At 60.6% G+C, this 15744-nt stretch carries 11 protein-coding genes; 4 read left to right on the top strand and 7 right to left on the bottom strand.

What is annotated here, in order from left to right; genetic code table 11:
* Positions 1-61: 61 nt before the first annotated feature.
* The 4 genes from NG895_RS26900 to NG895_RS26885 form a co-directional block, all read right to left on the bottom strand.
* Positions 62-379 (bottom strand): alpha/beta hydrolase, encoded by a 318-nt coding sequence (locus NG895_RS26900; RefSeq protein WP_252855659.1) that lies wholly within the window; start codon positions 377-379, stop codon positions 62-64.
* A complete protein-coding gene (locus tag NG895_RS26895; protein WP_252855658.1) occupies positions 370-984 on the bottom strand; it encodes an alpha/beta hydrolase family protein in 615 nt (204 codons plus the stop codon). The genes NG895_RS26900 and NG895_RS26895 overlap by 10 nt, the downstream gene beginning before the upstream one ends.
* Positions 985-1127: 143 nt before the next feature.
* Positions 1128-3275 (bottom strand): hypothetical protein, encoded by a 2148-nt coding sequence (locus NG895_RS26890; RefSeq protein WP_252855657.1) that lies wholly within the window; start codon positions 3273-3275, stop codon positions 1128-1130.
* Positions 3276-3931: 656 nt separating this feature from the next.
* Positions 3932-4759, bottom strand: coding sequence for a hypothetical protein (locus tag NG895_RS26885; protein ID WP_252855656.1), 828 nt, complete (start codon positions 4757-4759; stop codon positions 3932-3934).
* 380 nt (positions 4760-5139) lie between these two features.
* Between NG895_RS26885 and NG895_RS26880 the strand changes: the two genes are divergently transcribed.
* Both NG895_RS26880 and NG895_RS26875 read left to right on the top strand, forming a co-directional pair.
* Positions 5140-6168, top strand: a complete 1029-nt coding sequence (locus NG895_RS26880) for a pseudouridine synthase (RefSeq protein ID WP_252855655.1) — start codon at positions 5140-5142, stop codon at positions 6166-6168.
* 73 nt (positions 6169-6241) lie between these two features.
* Positions 6242-7096 carry a dihydroorotate dehydrogenase electron transfer subunit gene (locus NG895_RS26875; protein WP_252855654.1) on the top strand — a complete coding sequence of 285 codons (855 nt, stop codon included), beginning with the start codon at positions 6242-6244 and terminating at the stop codon, positions 7094-7096.
* A 65-nt stretch (positions 7097-7161) separates the two neighbouring features.
* On the opposite strand, the gene rpsT is transcribed toward NG895_RS26875, so the two are convergent.
* Positions 7162-7428, bottom strand: coding sequence for a 30S ribosomal protein S20 (gene rpsT / locus NG895_RS26870; RefSeq protein ID WP_252855653.1), 267 nt, complete (start codon positions 7426-7428; stop codon positions 7162-7164).
* Between the two features lie 83 nt (positions 7429-7511).
* Positions 7512-8966, bottom strand: a complete 1455-nt coding sequence (locus NG895_RS26865; protein WP_252855652.1) for a tetratricopeptide repeat protein — start codon at positions 8964-8966, stop codon at positions 7512-7514.
* Between the two features lie 897 nt (positions 8967-9863).
* Here NG895_RS26865 and NG895_RS26860 point away from each other — a divergent pair.
* Entirely contained in the window at positions 9864-13193 is a 3330-nt protein-coding gene (locus NG895_RS26860; RefSeq protein ID WP_252855651.1) for a hypothetical protein, read from the top strand.
* Between the two features lie 47 nt (positions 13194-13240).
* Here NG895_RS26860 and NG895_RS26855 read toward each other — a convergent pair whose 3' ends face one another.
* Positions 13241-13855 carry a CHRD domain-containing protein gene (locus tag NG895_RS26855; protein ID WP_252855650.1) on the bottom strand — a complete coding sequence of 205 codons (615 nt, stop codon included), beginning with the start codon at positions 13853-13855 and terminating at the stop codon, positions 13241-13243.
* A gap of 352 nt (positions 13856-14207) precedes the next feature.
* Here NG895_RS26855 and NG895_RS26850 point away from each other — a divergent pair, with 352 nt between their 5' ends.
* Positions 14208-15521: an NCS2 family permease gene (locus NG895_RS26850; protein WP_252855649.1), complete on the top strand. Its 1314-nt coding sequence runs from the start codon at positions 14208-14210 to the stop codon at positions 15519-15521.
* The last annotated feature ends 223 nt before the right edge of the window (positions 15522-15744 follow it).

Below are 15744 nucleotides of genomic sequence, written 5' to 3'. Positions count from 1 at the left end.
AGACGCACCGCCGGTGGCCCGGGTTCCCGGAATCTTCACCGATTCCCAGCCAGAGGCAAATCTACTTGCGTTGCCACGCGTCGCCAACTTCCAGCACCTTCTGCACCTCATCGGACTCGAGCCAAGCTCGCGCCTGCTGGTCGCCTTTCAAATAGGTATCCCAAAAAGCGGTGGTGACCGCCAGAATGGCGCGGTGGTGGTTGGGGTTGCGGGTTTGGCGATCGCCCGGCAGCGCGCGGTCGCTGAAGGCGGAGTGCTCCGCCCCGTCGAGCACCAACTGGTACTTATCGCCGGGCGGCAACGCGGGAAAGACCTGTTGCCGGCTCTCGGGTGTCTGGTTGCCAATCTGGCCGGCATCGTGCGTACCGGTCAGCAACATCCAGGGCAACTCCACCTCGGCAAAGGCTCGCGTCCTAAGAAAGCCTGCCCCGCCACGGCCTGCGTGGTCATCGCTCCGAAGGAGTGCCCCGACATGCCCACGTGCTGCAGATCCAAACGTCCGGTCAATGGTTTGGCTTCGGCCGTGGCGTTCGTCCCTTCGTTCCACTGGGCCAGGCGATCGAGCACGGCAGGAATGTCCTGCACTCGCAGCATGAAGTTCTCGCCACTGGCCGCCGAGCGCATGGCAGCCATCCTCCGCAGCGGCCGCGCATCGCGCCACACCGTTTCGTCGCTGCCGGCGTGCTGTACGAACACCACCGCGTACCCGCGGCCGGCCCAATGCTCACCCAAGTAGGGGTTGTTCATCCGCGATCCACCTAACCCGTGGCTGAACAGCAGCACCGGCGCGGCCTCGCCGCTGGCCGGCAGGTAAACCCGCAGAGGAATTTCGCGATCGCGCTTCGTATCCTGCACCGTGAGATTAATGGGCTCGGGCAGGTTCGTCGTGTCGACCTGTAGCGGATCGTACTCAGTGGCGAGCGTAGCACGTGCCAGCAACAACGCCACGAATGTCGTTAGAAACTTGAACGCGAAACTCTTCATGCCGTTCCTTTTATTCTCCGTTTACCGCGCGAACGAGTGCCGCGCATGCACATGCCCTGCGGCTACACAGGTTGTCGCATCGCCTTGGTTCACCAACCCCGCCGCGGGGGCCGGGTTCCGAATGCGGTGCTGTACGCGGGGAGCTAACGCAGCGCCGTTTCGGCGGCCGGCCTGCCTTTGCGGTAAATCACCAGCTGCTGCGTCCCCACCGGTACGTAGAGTTCGTAGCCAACTTGTGCCACGCCATCGATCTGCCGGGCAAGTCTCCGTATGGCTGGCAATCGCGACTTGACGTCCTGGTCAATCAAGCGGAGATACTCGCGGAGGGCGTTGATGCGGTTATTGTTGGCGGTAACTTGGGCCGTCGCTTCGGCGATGGCGGCGTTCTTGCGATTGCGAAGTTGAACGGTCGTACCTCCACCGGGGAGCGTGATGTTGAGATTACGAGCCGCTGTCACGTTTCGGGTGAGTTGAGGGTGTTGCCTCGTCCTCCGCTGAAGCTCGCGCTCGGTCGAACGCTTCTCACCCTGCAGGCGTTTCTCGGCCTTGTCGATTTGGCCGGCGGAAAGCATCTGAAGCTCGTTGGGCAAAGCCAGCAGCCGAAAACCGGGCGCTGAGGTGAATTCGAGAATCCGCCCCTTCATCTCCCAGTTTACGGCAAAGCCAGCGTAGTCTGCGGAAGCGAATGACAGCAGCAGGTCCTCCTTCTCTCCCAACCGCTGCTGGTCGCCAGTGACCGTTCTGGTACGGGGAAAATCGCTGCTCAGAAACACCCGCAATCGCAGCTCGCTACTGGGAGGGCAATTGGGCAACGAATCCAGCGGCACATCCACCTCGTGCGGTTCCCGCCAATCTCCAATCGTGACGTACTCCGGATCCTCCACCGGCATTCTCAACTGCACGTGGTTCACCCGACCCGCTGAGTTCGTACGCAACACGCAGTGTTGCAGGCGATCGACTTTGTTCTGGTCCTCCCCGCCTGCGAGCCATGCAAACGACAGGGTGCCGTCCTCAGCGCGAAACTCGCCCACCGGCACGGCTGCATCCAACTTGCTTTCCTCCTCAATCAGCCGAGCCGTCGGCCCCGACTCGTCAAACACCAACCACCGCCCGGCGTTGTCGGCCTCCGGGTCCTGGCACAGTAGCAGGTTGCTCTTGGTGCGAGTCACGAAGTCGGGCACCAGCAATTCCAACTGCAGGTCGGGCACGCCCCCCAACTCGCGATACTCACAAATCGGTACCGGGGCCTCCAGTTGATCGCCCAGTGACACGGCGGTGGGCATCGTCGCTGGGGTGCGGCTACGCATCAACGACGACAACGTCCGGCGCGGATCGTTGCGGGCCAATTCAACGGAACGATTCGTGGGCTGCACGCGTACGGTGGAAGGCTGCGACGCAGTCGATGGCGAAGTGGTTGACCGGGAAGTGCTCAACCCATTGAATGGCGAGGAACTGGACGAAGTGGTGTTCGACCTGACTGGTTGGCTACCAAACGCCGATCCGCTGCCAAAAGGCGGACGACTCGTAGCAGCCTGGCCGACGCCACCCGGCTGTCCGCCACCCGTGGTCGGCCGCTGCGTACCCGCCTGCGTGGGCGGGTCGGTCGCTTGCTCGAAGCCCGCGTCGAGACTCTGCTGGATTGCAATGTCCTGCCCTGCCCCACCTCTGGCCGGCTTTTCTTTGTCGCCCAATTTCTCTGCCGACAACGGCAACTCAGACGAAACCGATGAAAGAGAACTGACCTCCGGCGATGCCTTGGTGCCGAATAGCTTCCAAGCCCCCCAAGCCACGGCCGGCATCACCACCAACAGCAACACCAGATTTAGCAACAGCGGGCTACGCCGCTTCTTGCGTCGCGGATGTCGCGCCACCACAGCGATGGTTTCCAGCGACTCGTCGACGGCCGATGTAGCGGCAGGAGTCGCACGCTGTTGGGCGGACGTCGCTTGAGATGGAGGTTGTGGTTGCGGTGCGGGCGCCGCAGCGGCGGCCTCAGCCGCGGCAAGCTTCTTGAGTTGCCTGTCATAAATGGGCTTGAGCTTCTCATTCAGCAGGCAAACCCGCGCCTTGGCCAGTTCGTTGAGCAGCAACTGCGAGTACGCGCCATACTTGCCGGTGGCAAACGCCTTGACGTGCCCCATTTGTCGATCGGCGGCCGCCGTGATGACTTCGACGTCGTCTTCGAACAGCTCGATCCCCAACAGCCGATAGTGATTCGGCGGCTGATCGCTGGCCGGAATACCAAGCCACTTATAGTAGGGATCGAAATCCGATGTATTTTCGGCGCCCATGCTTTCCCCCGAACTCTGGCACCAGGCACTCCCTGCATCCGCCGCACCTGGGTGGACACTGGGAAAGCACCCTTGTTGTGATGGAGCTTCACGCTCCCACATTCCGCTCCATCCTAGTCGACTAGGGATGCCCCATCAATCTGAGCCAACGGCACCGCGGACCGAAATTGCCTATCCTCCCGGCGGTCCCAACAAGACCCACCGGGCAATATTCCCCGACCGCAAACCCCGTTCGGCCAGAGTGTGTACCTCGAACCTAGCATATTACCGCTAACCGCCGCCATCGCCCGTCACGATTGGTGTTTTCCAGGGATTTTTCGTCTGGGGCCACCGCGTTGCGACGGAGTTGGTCCGATGGGCCATGTTTGGGTATTCCGCCACGAAACAACACCGATGGACACGGATAATCGAGTTGGCTGCGTGGTCCAAACTCTGCCCTGAAGGGGCAATTCATCTTAGCCCAGGGCGAATGTGGACGAGTAACACGAGTCCAAATGCTGCCCTGGGGTGAGAATGGGATTTGGAAGCGGTCGAGGAGGCGAATCGCCATTAGCCGGAGCAGGGCCGAGACCGCAATTGGGCCGTAGTTTCCTATCTAACAGGAGAGACCAGAGCAAACGAAGACGACGATGCTGCTGAAGCCTGAAGAAATAGCCTCAGTTTTCCTCCAGCAAATCGCGCGTCCAGTCATCGGCGATGTCGTAATAATATACTTTGGCGGCAGGGAATGCTCGCTTCATCTCGAGTACCAACTCTGGCTGGATCGCCTTTAATGTGGCGTCATTGAGATAGATGGACTTAATGGCTGGCAGGCTTAGTAGCACCCACAGTGTCTGCTTGGAAATAGGCTGAGCCAACGCCGAGAATCCGACTCTCCCGAGGCCGGGTAACGCGGTAAGCTTCTTGGCAGTGGCTGCGGAAAGGGCGGTCCCTTTCACGTCGACCGACTCGACCCTATTGAGAAGTGGGGCAATATCACCGTCATTCCAGTGAGCGACCTGTTCAACAGCCTTCTCTACTGGAAGTGATTCGATCTGCCTCGAGTCAGAAGTTGTCGCGGGGTCGGACCTCAGAGTCAACAGACCGCAGTACGAAACCAGACAGGTTGAAAGAGATTTGCCGTTCAAGTCCGAGTCGGACAAGGACACGCGACTGCACTTCTCGCATAAAATGGCCATGCTCCCGTCAGCACTATGCACCAGGTCGAATCGAGCCGTAAACGGATATTGGTGCCACCGGGCGAAGATCGTGGGTGGAACAACCTTTTGTCCGTCCCTATAGATGGAGTAATAGAGCTGCTTGTAGCTGCCCCCCGAGAAGCTTTGCACCGACCGGTAGATCCGCAGCTCGTACTGGTCACCCAAATCAAAAGACTGGTGGTGGAGCTTTCCGAAGCAGTACCACCGCCACGCCCCCAACAACAGGGATAACACGGCCGCCGCGATCAGCAGGCTGCGTACTCGGTATCTCCGGGGAGTATCCATTGGTCTCCATGCAGATGTCGAAGGCTCTCACGCCACGTTACATATGATAGATAACCTTCTCTCTCCCAAGCCTCTAAAAACGCACACCCAATTCCGCTATAATCCGGGGTGAACGGCTTTACAGAACTCGGTGGCCTGCTGGCTCAGAGTTTTGGGCCAGGGTTATTGGTCACAACTGCGGTTAACCCTGGGGAACAACTCCGAGAGTTTTGGGTCGATGCGGACGAAAACACTCGGTAAAACAAGGGGGTTTCGCTCTGGGGGGGCTAATCCCCCAGGGGAGTTTTGGGCCCATGAATGTTGTTCCCCTAGAGTTGTACCAAAAACGACCTGAATTCCCCCCTCGCACTCTAACTCTCCCCTTAACCCCACTGCCCTACGTGCCCGCTAAACGCCAACAACGCCGATCGACCAACGCAGCCGGACAAAAAAAGTCCGCGCCCAAGAAGGGCCCCAAAGGAGCTCCGAAGAAAGGCGTAAAGCAGGGTTCCGCCAAAGGTAAGAAAAAGCCCGCCAAGAAGGGTCCCGCGAAAAAGACGACCAAGACCGCCAAAAAGGGACCGCCTAAGAAAGGCGGCGGCCAGCAGGGTGGACCCAAGAGCGGCCCCAAGAAATACGGCGGAGGCAAGTCCACCGGCGGACCGAAGAAGCGGCCATCGCGCAGGGCCGCGCCCCGCATCAGCGATCAACCGGGCGAGCGACTGCAGAAGTTGCTGGCCGCCGCGGGCGTTGCCAGTCGGCGGGAGTGCGAGGAGTTTATTCGCGAGGGTCGCGTGCAGGTCGATGGCGAGGTGGTGACCGAACTCGGCACGCGAGTCGACCTCGCCGAGCAAGACGTGCATGTCGATGGCGAGCCATTGCCGAAGCCCAAGAAAGCCTACTTCGCGGTGCACAAGCCGAACGGCGTCGTCAGCACGGCCAACGACCCGAGTGGCCGGCCGCGGGTGATCGATCTGCTTCCGCCCAGCCTGGGACGTTTGTACAACGTCGGCCGGCTCGACATGGCGAGTGAGGGCTTGATCCTGGTGACCAACGACGGCGAGTTGGCCAACCGCCTCACTCACCCCAGTCACGGCGTGGAGAAGATCTACAACGTGCAAGTGGCCGGCCTGCCCGAGCCCGATGTGCTCAAGCAACTGCAAAAAGGCGTGTACTTCGCCGAGGGCAAGGCGAAAGTGGTGCGGGCCAAAATCAAGAGTCGCCGCAAGCAATCGTCGGTGCTCGAAATCGTGCTGGCCGAAGGCCGCAACCGCGAAATCCGCCGCATGCTGGCCGCCGTGGGCCACAAGGTACAACGCCTGGTACGCGTGGCCGTCGGCCCCGTACGGCTGGGGGAAATGCCAGAGGGCAGCTATCGCAAGCTCACGCCGCAAGAAGTAAAAGACTTGAAGAAGGTAGCCGGTATGTGAGCCGACGGCGCTAGCCGCGGGTGAATAAACAGCGTTCGTCATTCGTCATTCAGAACTTCGTCATTACCCAGCTATGCCTTTCGCCTTAGAAGCTGTTTCCACTTCGGTCCCTGTGGTCGAGAACGTCCAACTGGCGACGCGAACCTATCGGGTGCGGATCGAGTGTCCCCAGATCGCTCGGCAGGTGGTGCCTGGGCAGTTTCTGATGCTCAAGCTGGCCGGCAATGACGATCCGCTGTTGGGTCGAGCGTTCGCTCTGTACGACACCGTAGACGATGCCAGTGGTCAGCCGGCGATGGTCGACATCGTCTACCTGGTGATGGGCAAGATGACTGCGCGGCTGGCGCGCTATCAACCGGGCCAGATGCTCGACGTGTGGGGCCCCCTGGGCAACGGTTTCGAAGTGCCCGAGTGCGACCGGTTGATCATGGTCGCCGGCGGCATCGGCCAAACACCGATGCTCGCGCTAGGCAAGGAGTATCTGGGGGGCCGCTCGTATGGCCAGCCCGCCAGAAGCGTCCACCAGCCGCAGCACGTTTCGCTGCTGTATGGCGTTCGCTCGGCCGATCTGGTGGCGGGCGAAGCCGACTTCCGCGCGGCCGGCATCGATTTGAAGCTGGCCAGCGACGATGGCAGCGTGGGCCACCATGGCTTTGTCACGGAACTGCTAGCCCACACCTTGGAGGAGACCACCGGCCAGCGGCGGCAGGTCGTGTGCTGTGGGCCCGAAGTGATGATGGAGCGAGTGGCCGAGGTGTGTCACTCAGCCGGCGTGCCGTGCCAGGTATCGCTAGAGACGCCCATGGCGTGTGGCATCGGCATCTGCTTCAGCTGCGTGGCGAAGATCCGCCAACCGGACGGCAGCTGGGACTATCGCCGCACCTGCGTCGAAGGTCCTGTGTTCGACGCGCAAGCCATCGAGTGGTAAATGACCGATGCGAACGGGCCAATCGACCTGGCCCCGTTCGTCATCCGCTATTCCGTGAGCCGGAATTAACCTTTGATGCCTTTGACGGCCTTCGACAAGCGGCTCTTGGTGCGTGCTGCGGCGTTGGGATGAATCACCCGCTTGGCGGCAGCCTGGTCGAGCTTCTTGGCGGCATCGCGGAAAGCGGTCTCGCTCTCTTCGACGTTGCCGGCAGCCACAGCGGCGCGAACCTTGCGGATCTTGGTCCGGACGTTCGACTTGACGGCACGGTTGTGGGCGTTGCGGGTTTCGTTCTGGCGAAGCCGCTTCTTGGCACTTTCGGAATTTGGCATTTGTTCGGGACCGTGGGGACGCTTGAATCCATTGACTCGGGAACCGCCCACCCCTCTCGGCAAATGAGAAAAGTGGCGAATCGCTAAGTATTTCGCATCTGGCCGAGTTTGTCCAGCCGGTCAGCGACATCCCGGTAGCCAAAATCGGCGGCGGCCAGCTCGGTGAGGTGTTTTTCGGCCTTATCCAGCTCGCCCAACCCCATGGCCAGCACCCCAGCCCGGTAGCGGGCCAGCTTGTGCAGGTCGGTACTGGGGTCCGTGGCGGCGGCCACAGCCGCCTCGTAGCTGCTCATAGCCAGGCGAAATTGCTCGATTTTCTGGAAGCATTCGCCCAAATGCAGCTGGGTATCGGCCAGCCGGCGGTTATCCGCCCGGGCCGCCTGCAGGGCCTGAATCGCCTCGCGGAACTTCCCAGCCCGCTTGAGCCGCAAACCGAGCTCATATTGAAAGGTCAGATTGCCGGGGTTTCGCTCCGCCCGAGCGGCAAACACCTCGAGCTCGACCTGGTTGGCCTGGGCGTGCATTTTGCGGGCGAGCTTGCGGGCTTCGTCGGTTCCCTCGCTCTCGGCACGGCGGTCGGCCACTTCGGTCTGCTGTCGCAGGCGGCGAATCTGCGCCTCTTCGAGCCGCTCGCGGAGATCAAGGTCGCCACTGGAGACGGTCAGCGCTTTTTGCAGCACTCGCTCAGCGTCGCGGTAGCGTTCGTCCTGCGTGTACTCGTCGGCCAGCTCGCGGTAGTTCTCCAACTCGGCTGGGTACAAGCGAATCTGCTCCAGCAACTGCTTCTCGCGCGACTTGGCTGGCTCGGCTGCCAGAGCTTCTTCCGCCGCCTCGGGCTCGGGCGCAGGATGGGCCTGGTGCAGCATGCTGCTCGCATCGGCATCGGGCGTGGCCGATTCGCTGGACCCCTTACGGAGCAGCTCCTGGTTGTAGCCACCCTTCTGAATGGTCTGTTCGACGCTCATCCGCGAGATGGTCTTGGCAACCATGTGATCCTGCGGCTTAATCTCCTGCACCCGCTTCAGGCACGCGATGGCTTGCTCGAACTGCCCCACGGCGGCCAGCGCATCGGCGGCCTGGCGGTTGGCTTGTTCGTGCTTGGGCTCGGCATCGAGGGCCCACTTCAGGTAGTACAGTTGGCACTCAGTAGCACCCAATTCGGCAGAAGCTCGGGCCAGGTCGAGCAGCGTCGTCACGTCGTTCGGCCCGTGGTCGAGCGCCTCGCAGCCAGCGGCAAAGGCAGCATCCCAGTCGCCCTTGTCGATGGCCTTCGACAACGCACTGCGGGCCGTCTTGAGTTTGCGGCTGCCGCCGAACAGCGAGCTCTTCTTGGCTTCGGGGTGCTTGCGTGCCAGGTTCGCCCGCAGGTGCTGCAAGTAAACCAGGTTCGCCGGATCCTCGGACACACACTGGGCGAACATGTCGTGGGCGTACTGAAAGTCTCCCTTGTCCAGGCTTTTCTTGCCGTGTTCGAACAACTGCTGCAGCCGCTGACGGACAGCAGCTGAGACCGGCCTAGCTTGGGGAGGGGACGACATAGTGCGCGGATCGGCGGAAACGGGGGATACGACTACCAAAATTCTACTCCACATACCACTCGATCGGAATGTCCATCGGTAGTCTGTGCCAAAACGTCGCTCAGATCCGTCCAAAACAGGGGGACTGATGCAATTCGACGGCACCGCCCACCTCCCCGATGTTGGTTCGGCAGGAGGGTGTCCGACTATTCGCGGGCGGTATTCCTCTTAAGCGAGCCTCCCCGCGTCGCCCCCACAGAGCGCTCCGCACTGATTTCGTGCTATCAAAACTTTCCTGGACGATGGCTATTTGGTTCAGTCGGCCATCACTACTGAAATGGCCCCCCGAGCCCCTGCGGACATGGCAACTTGCCAACCATCAGCGAGGGAACACAGCAGTACTACCCCACCGAAGCACGTCGAAGCGATGCTTCAAAATTGTTCATAGGATGCGCAATCCCATACAAGCTAGCCGTGAGAACTTCTGCGCATTCTGACTGAAACTTCTGCGCGGCAGAGGCTTTCGGGAAACTGAATCTCCGGGCAAAATCGTTTACACGTTCTGAGTGGCTCACCATGACTCGATTTGGCCACGCTTTGGCGCCACGGTCGGCGCCGCACGACTGCTAGAGAAATCTCCCAAGACAGCGCACCTAGTAGCATTACTGTAGGACTTCGGTAACGGGGAGTTTGGGAATGCCGGGGGAGCCAAGAAGGCCAGGAGTGGCAATGCGCGCTATGCGGCGCATTGCTCGTCCGAAAACACGTACGTACTTCAAGAGGGATCGCGAAGCAGTGTTGCCATGAGCCCACGATTTGGCGGAGGGGCCAGCCGTAGCTAGTTCTGCGTCAGGCGTTTTCTGCTGTTGATTTAACTTCCTCACCTGCAGGCAACTGCACTCGTCCGTGAGGAGTGGGGTGACTGTTTTCAAATCCGCCGAGGGGGGAGGTGGGGCGGTACCGGTCGACTCGATCAAGGACCGCGTCCGTACGGCACATTTTTCCACGGCCAATGTAGAAAAAGGGGTAGTTGACATGGAAAACGCACACTTCTTGCCTGCGCGCTGCAGCCGGCAATCACGCCAGCGAAAACAGAGGATTGTCGGTCGGAGTTCGACGCTCAGGAAGACGCCGCGTTTCGAACGGCTCGAGCAGCGAGCGATGCTCGCCGTGACCTCATCTTTCTCAATGGCGACGGGCACGCTCACGGTCGTGGGTGATGCTCTCGATAACGTAATTACCATTAGCCGAGCGGACGACGGACGGATACTGATTAACAACGGCGAGGTCAAAATCAATGGCGGCAACCCCACGGTAGCCAATACGACAACCATCTTTGGGTTCGGCCTTGATGGGAACGACCAACTGAGCCTCAACGAGTTCAATGGTGTTCTGCCAGATGCGGTGTTCATTGGAGGTAGCGGCAACGACACACTCATTGGCGGATCGGGGCAAGATCTCCTCTTAGGTGGCTCCGGTAACGATTTCCTCCGGGGCGGAGACGAGGAAGATCGCCTGGTGGGCGGCACCGGCAACGACACTCTGCTGGGCGATCGCGGAAACGACAATGTCGAAGGTCAGGACGGCTCCGACCTTTTGATCTGGAACAACGGTGACGGCAGCGACTTCATGGAAGGGGGCGAAGGATTCGACTTTGTCCAGGTCAACGGCGCCAACGGCGCGGGCGACGACTTCTCGATCGATCCCAACGGCGAGCGAGTCCGCTTCCAGCGGAACAATCTGGGACTCTTCACACTCGACATTGGCACCACCGAAAACCTGGACGTCAACGGCCAGGGAGGCAGCGACGTGATCATCGGCTCCACCGGACTCGTCGGGCTGATTGACCTTGATCTCGACGGTGGCGAGGGCAACGACCTGTTGATCGGAGGCGATGGGGTGGACGTGCTCCGCGGCGGCGCGGGCAACGACACCCTGATCGGCGGACGCGGCAACGACATCATGCTCGGCCAGGACGGCTCCGACCTCTTGATCTGGAACAACGGCGATGGCAGCGACTTCATGGAAGGGGGTGAAGGCTTCGACTTTGTCCAGGTCAACGGCTCAAACACGGCCGGCGACGACTTTTCGATCGATCCCAATGGCCAGCGGGTTCGCTTCCAGCGGAACAATCTGGGGCTCTTCACACTCGACATTGGCACCACCGAAAATCTTGACGTCAACGGCCAGGGGGGCAGCGACGTGATCATCGGCTCCACCGGACTCGTCGGCTTGATCGGTCTCGACCTCGATGGTGGCGAGGGGAACGATCTGCTCATTGGTGGCGATGGGGTCGACACCCTCCGCGGTGGAGCGGGCAACGACACCCTGATCGGTGGCCGCGGTAACGACGTAATGCTCGGCCAGGATGGCTCCGACCTCTTGATCTGGAACAACGGTGACGGCAGCGACTTCATGGAAGGAGGTGAAGGCTTCGACTTCGTGCAGGTGAACGGCTCGAACACGGCCGGCGATGACTTTTCGATCGATCCCAATGGCGAGCGGGTCCGGTTCCGCCGCAATAACCTCGGCTTGTTCACACTCAACATCGGCACCACCGAGAACCTGGACGTCAACGGCCAGGGGGGCAGCGACGTGATTGTCGGCTCCACCGGACTCGTCGGCTTGATTGGTCTCGATCTCGATGGCGGTGAAGGGAACGATCTGCTCATTGGTGGCGATGGGGTCGACACCCTCCGCGGCGGGGCGGGCAACGACACCCTGATCGGTGGCCGCGGCAACGACGTGATGCTTGGTCAGGACGGCTCCGACCTTTTGATCTGGAACAACGGTGACGGCAGCGACTTCATGGAAGGGGGTGAAGGCTTCGACTTTGTCCAGGTCAACGGCTCGAATTCCGCCGGCGACAGCTTTCGCGTCGATCCCAACGGCGAGCGGGTTCGCTTCCGACGTACCAACTTGGGACTCTTCACTCTCGACATTGGCACCACCGAAAACCTGGACGTCAACGGCCAGGGCGGCAGCGACGTGATCATCGGCTCTACCGGACTCGTCGGGCTGATTGACCTCGACCTCGACGGTGGTGAAGGAAACGACCTGTTGATCGGGGGCGACGGAGTCGACGTTCTCCGCGGCGGCGCCGGCAACGACACACTGATTGGAAATCGTGGCAGCGACATCGTGCTCGGTCAGGATGGCGACGATCTGCTCCTGGTAAACGATGGAGACGGCAGCGACTTTCTCGAAGGTGGCGAGGGCAACGACACGGTGCAAGTGAACGGCTCGAATACCGACCGTGACGTCATCCTTGTTTCACCGAACGGCAGTCGTGTTCGCGTGGAACGCACCAACATCAACCAGTTCAAGTTGGACATCGGATCAAGCGAAACGATCGACATCAACACGCTGGGCGGCAACGACACTGTGACAGGCAGTTCAGGTTTGGCTGGCCTCACCACTCTCGATATCGATGGCGGCATCGGCATCGATATTCTCACCGGCGGGGACGGCGACGATCGCATCAATGGTGGCGCGGATATCGATGTAATACGGGGCCGAGATGGAAACGACGTGTTGATTGGCAATCAGGGTAACGATTTTGTCTTCGGTGAGCACGGGAACGACTTGATCATCGTGAACGACGGCGACGGTAGCGATCTGATCGAGGGCGGGTTGGGGCGCGACACCGTGCAAATCAGCACTGGAAATCTCGATGACGACATGGAACTGAACGCTTCGGACAGAGTGGTTCGCGTTGAGCGCACCAACCAGTCACCCTTTGTCGCGAACGTGGGAAGCAGCGAAGTAGTCGACCTGCGGACGCAAGGCGGAGAAGACGAGGTTCTCGTCGGCTCTCTCACCGGCGTGCAGGACCTGCAAACACTCACGATCGATACTGGCGACGACGACGACGTCATCAACGCAACGACGCTCGACGCCGCCTTTGCACTGATTGGGCGGGGCGGTACGGGAAATGACATCCTGTTTGGCGGTTTCGGCAACGATGTGCTGCTGGGAGAGGAAGGAAGAGATATTATCATCTCTGGCGATGGAAACGACTTCATCTCCGGAGGCGACGGGAACGACATACTCATTGCCGGCGATGGAAACGACGTCCTCTTAGGCGGCGATGACAACGATGTGCTGAGTGGAGGCCGAGGTAATGATACATTGCTTGCCGGTGATGGAAACGACACGCTCAACGGCGGCGACGACACGGACTTCCTCGACGGCGGCCTGGGCCAGGACTCGGCAATCAATGGAGAAACGCTGATCAACATCCCGTAGCCGCCCACCAACAAGGCCATCACCCGATCGGCTGGGTCCGGCAGGTGTCAGCCTCGCCAGACTATAAACCGCAGGCCGGCGACCGATACCAACACGATCATTCCCAGCACGCCCGATGTGGGCTCCGGCACCGTCAGGTCGGTCGCCGATATTTGTCCGCGAATCTCACCACCGGGAATTGCATCGGTATGAACGTTAATGTAGAGATGCCCGCTCAATAGGGCGTCGATGTTGGTTTCGATGTCGGAGTTGATTCCGCCCTGAGGGCCGCCAAAAGTGCCGCCATCCACCAGGAGCAGGAAATTGTCTACGCCATCGTACAACACTCCTTGAAAGCCCAGGTCGACAACCACGCCACCGTTCACCCCCTCTGGGGCCAGGTGGATGTGGACCGGCGAATCGTTGGGACCAACCTCAGCCAGATCGGCAACAGTCAGACCTTCGACGACCAGCGTGAGATCGAAAATTCCAGATTCTGGGTCGAGATCCATCGTTGCGTACCCGGTCGCGTTACTCGCGTTGGGAGGAACCTCCTGGGCGCCGCTAAGGTCGGCAGTGCCAATGATCTCCGCTCTGGCACTTTCAGAACCGGACACACAAACAAGCACGCATAGTGGCAGCACCACCAGCAAGAAAGCCGATCGGATTTTGGTGCACTTCATGAGGTCTTCCTCCAGTTAGAGCAATGGAATAGAAGGACTTTGGGCGACTCAAGCACGGCGATCGCTCGCCCTGACGTTAGAAGAGTGGCGTCCTTATCGCTTGGATTGACGCACAACAAATCCGTGTTTTACGGAGGTTCAACACACGCAGAATTCGTTTCCGCTCATTCAAGCTCGATTCTAGCGGCACAGGGAAAACCGTGTCTACTTTTTTCGGCACTTTTGGTACAAAACCGCGGGCGAGCGGCAGGCGGGGTCCAGACCGCGATGACCTCGAGTCGTGCCATCGACCCGTGCTGAGCGTCTTGGATAGACTCCTCACCTCCATCACATTGCCTTGGAAACCCACAGAATGCCCTCGATGTTTCGATACTTGCTCAACGACGTACGCGGCCGCCCCACTACTGTGGCGGCCGAACTTCGCGGGGCGGGGGCCACTTTTCTGACCATGGCCTACATTCTGCCTGTCAACGCAGGCATTCTGTCGGCGGCAATGGGCGCCGAGTCGACTCCCTCGATCGTTGCCTGTACCGCATTGGCGGCGGGAGTGTGCTGTGTGCTGATGGGACTGGTGGCGAACGTTCCGATCGCCCTCGCCAGCGGGATGGGCCTCAACGCGTTGGTCGCCTTTGAACTGGCCAACCGGGCTGGCAGTTGGCAGGCGGCCATGGGGCTGGTGGTGCTCGAGGGGATCTTGATTCTGGCCCTGGTGCTGTTGGGCCTGCGCGAAGCGGTACTGGCCGCCATTCCCAAATCCTTGAAGCTTGCCATCGGCGCCGGCATTGGGTTGTTCATTGCGCTGATCGGACTTTCCAACGCGGCCATCGTGGTACAAGGAGTTCCCGCGCCACCCGGTGGACCTCTACTAGCTGCCGGCGATTTTCATCAGCCGGCCACGGCCATCAGCCTGGCAGGTCTGGTAATCACTGCCGTGCTGATGGCCCGCCGCGTGAAGGGAGCACTGCTGCTGGGCATCGTCGCCACGACCGGCATCGCTGCCCTGGCAAACCAGGTGACCTGGCCTACCGAGTGGAACTGGCCCTCGTTTTCGGTAGCACTCCAACCCGACCTGGCCGGTGCCATGCGGTGGGAGCTGATACCGCTATTGTTTGCCCTGATGATGGTCGACTTCTTCGACACGCTCGGCACCGCCACGGCGGTGGCTGAAGAGGGCGACTTGATGGACGAAGAAGGCCGCATTCCTGGAATTCGCCGGTTGCTGGCCGTCGATTCGGTCAGCGCCAGCATTGGCGGGCTGCTGGGGGTCAGTTCCGTAACATGCTACATCGAGTCGGCCGCCGGCGTGGCCGAAGGCGCTCGCACCGGGCTGCACTCGGTGTTCGTCGGCCTGATGTTCCTGCTGGCCATTGTTCTGGCGCCGCTGGCTGCCATGATCCCGCCGGCCGCCACGGCACCGGCACTTATCCTTGTTGGCCTGCTCATGCTGAGGCCGATCGCCGAACTCGATTTCAGCCAACTCGACGAGGCGATTCCCGCCTTCATCACGCTGATCACGATCCCCACGACCTACTCCATCGCCCACGGCATTGGCTACGGGTTCGTTTCGTTGGTGCTCATTAAACTGGGCACCGGTCGAGCCGGCGAACTAAGTCCCTTGATGTATGGCGTGGCCGCGGCGTTTGCGGCCTATTTCGTGGTGACGTAGGGAACCCTTTCGGCCAACTGCGGCCGCACAGATGCGATCTTTGCAGCCCGAAAAACCCTCCGCCGGAGGGGAAAGTTTGCCGAATTCGGGGAATTTTCCACTTGGTATCAAACCTTTTGCTCTTTCTAATAGTACTAAGAACAACGCTCGGCCTTGCCGGCTGGGCACCCCCGCTGCGCGATCCGAGTCGTGCTCCTGCCTTGGCCTCTCCGCCACTCGCAAA

The sequence above is a fragment of the Aeoliella straminimaris genome, from assembly GCF_024054565.1.
Classification (GTDB): Bacteria; Planctomycetota; Planctomycetia; order Pirellulales; family Lacipirellulaceae; genus Aeoliella; species Aeoliella straminimaris.
This window is presented reverse-complemented; position numbering and strand designations above follow the sequence as displayed.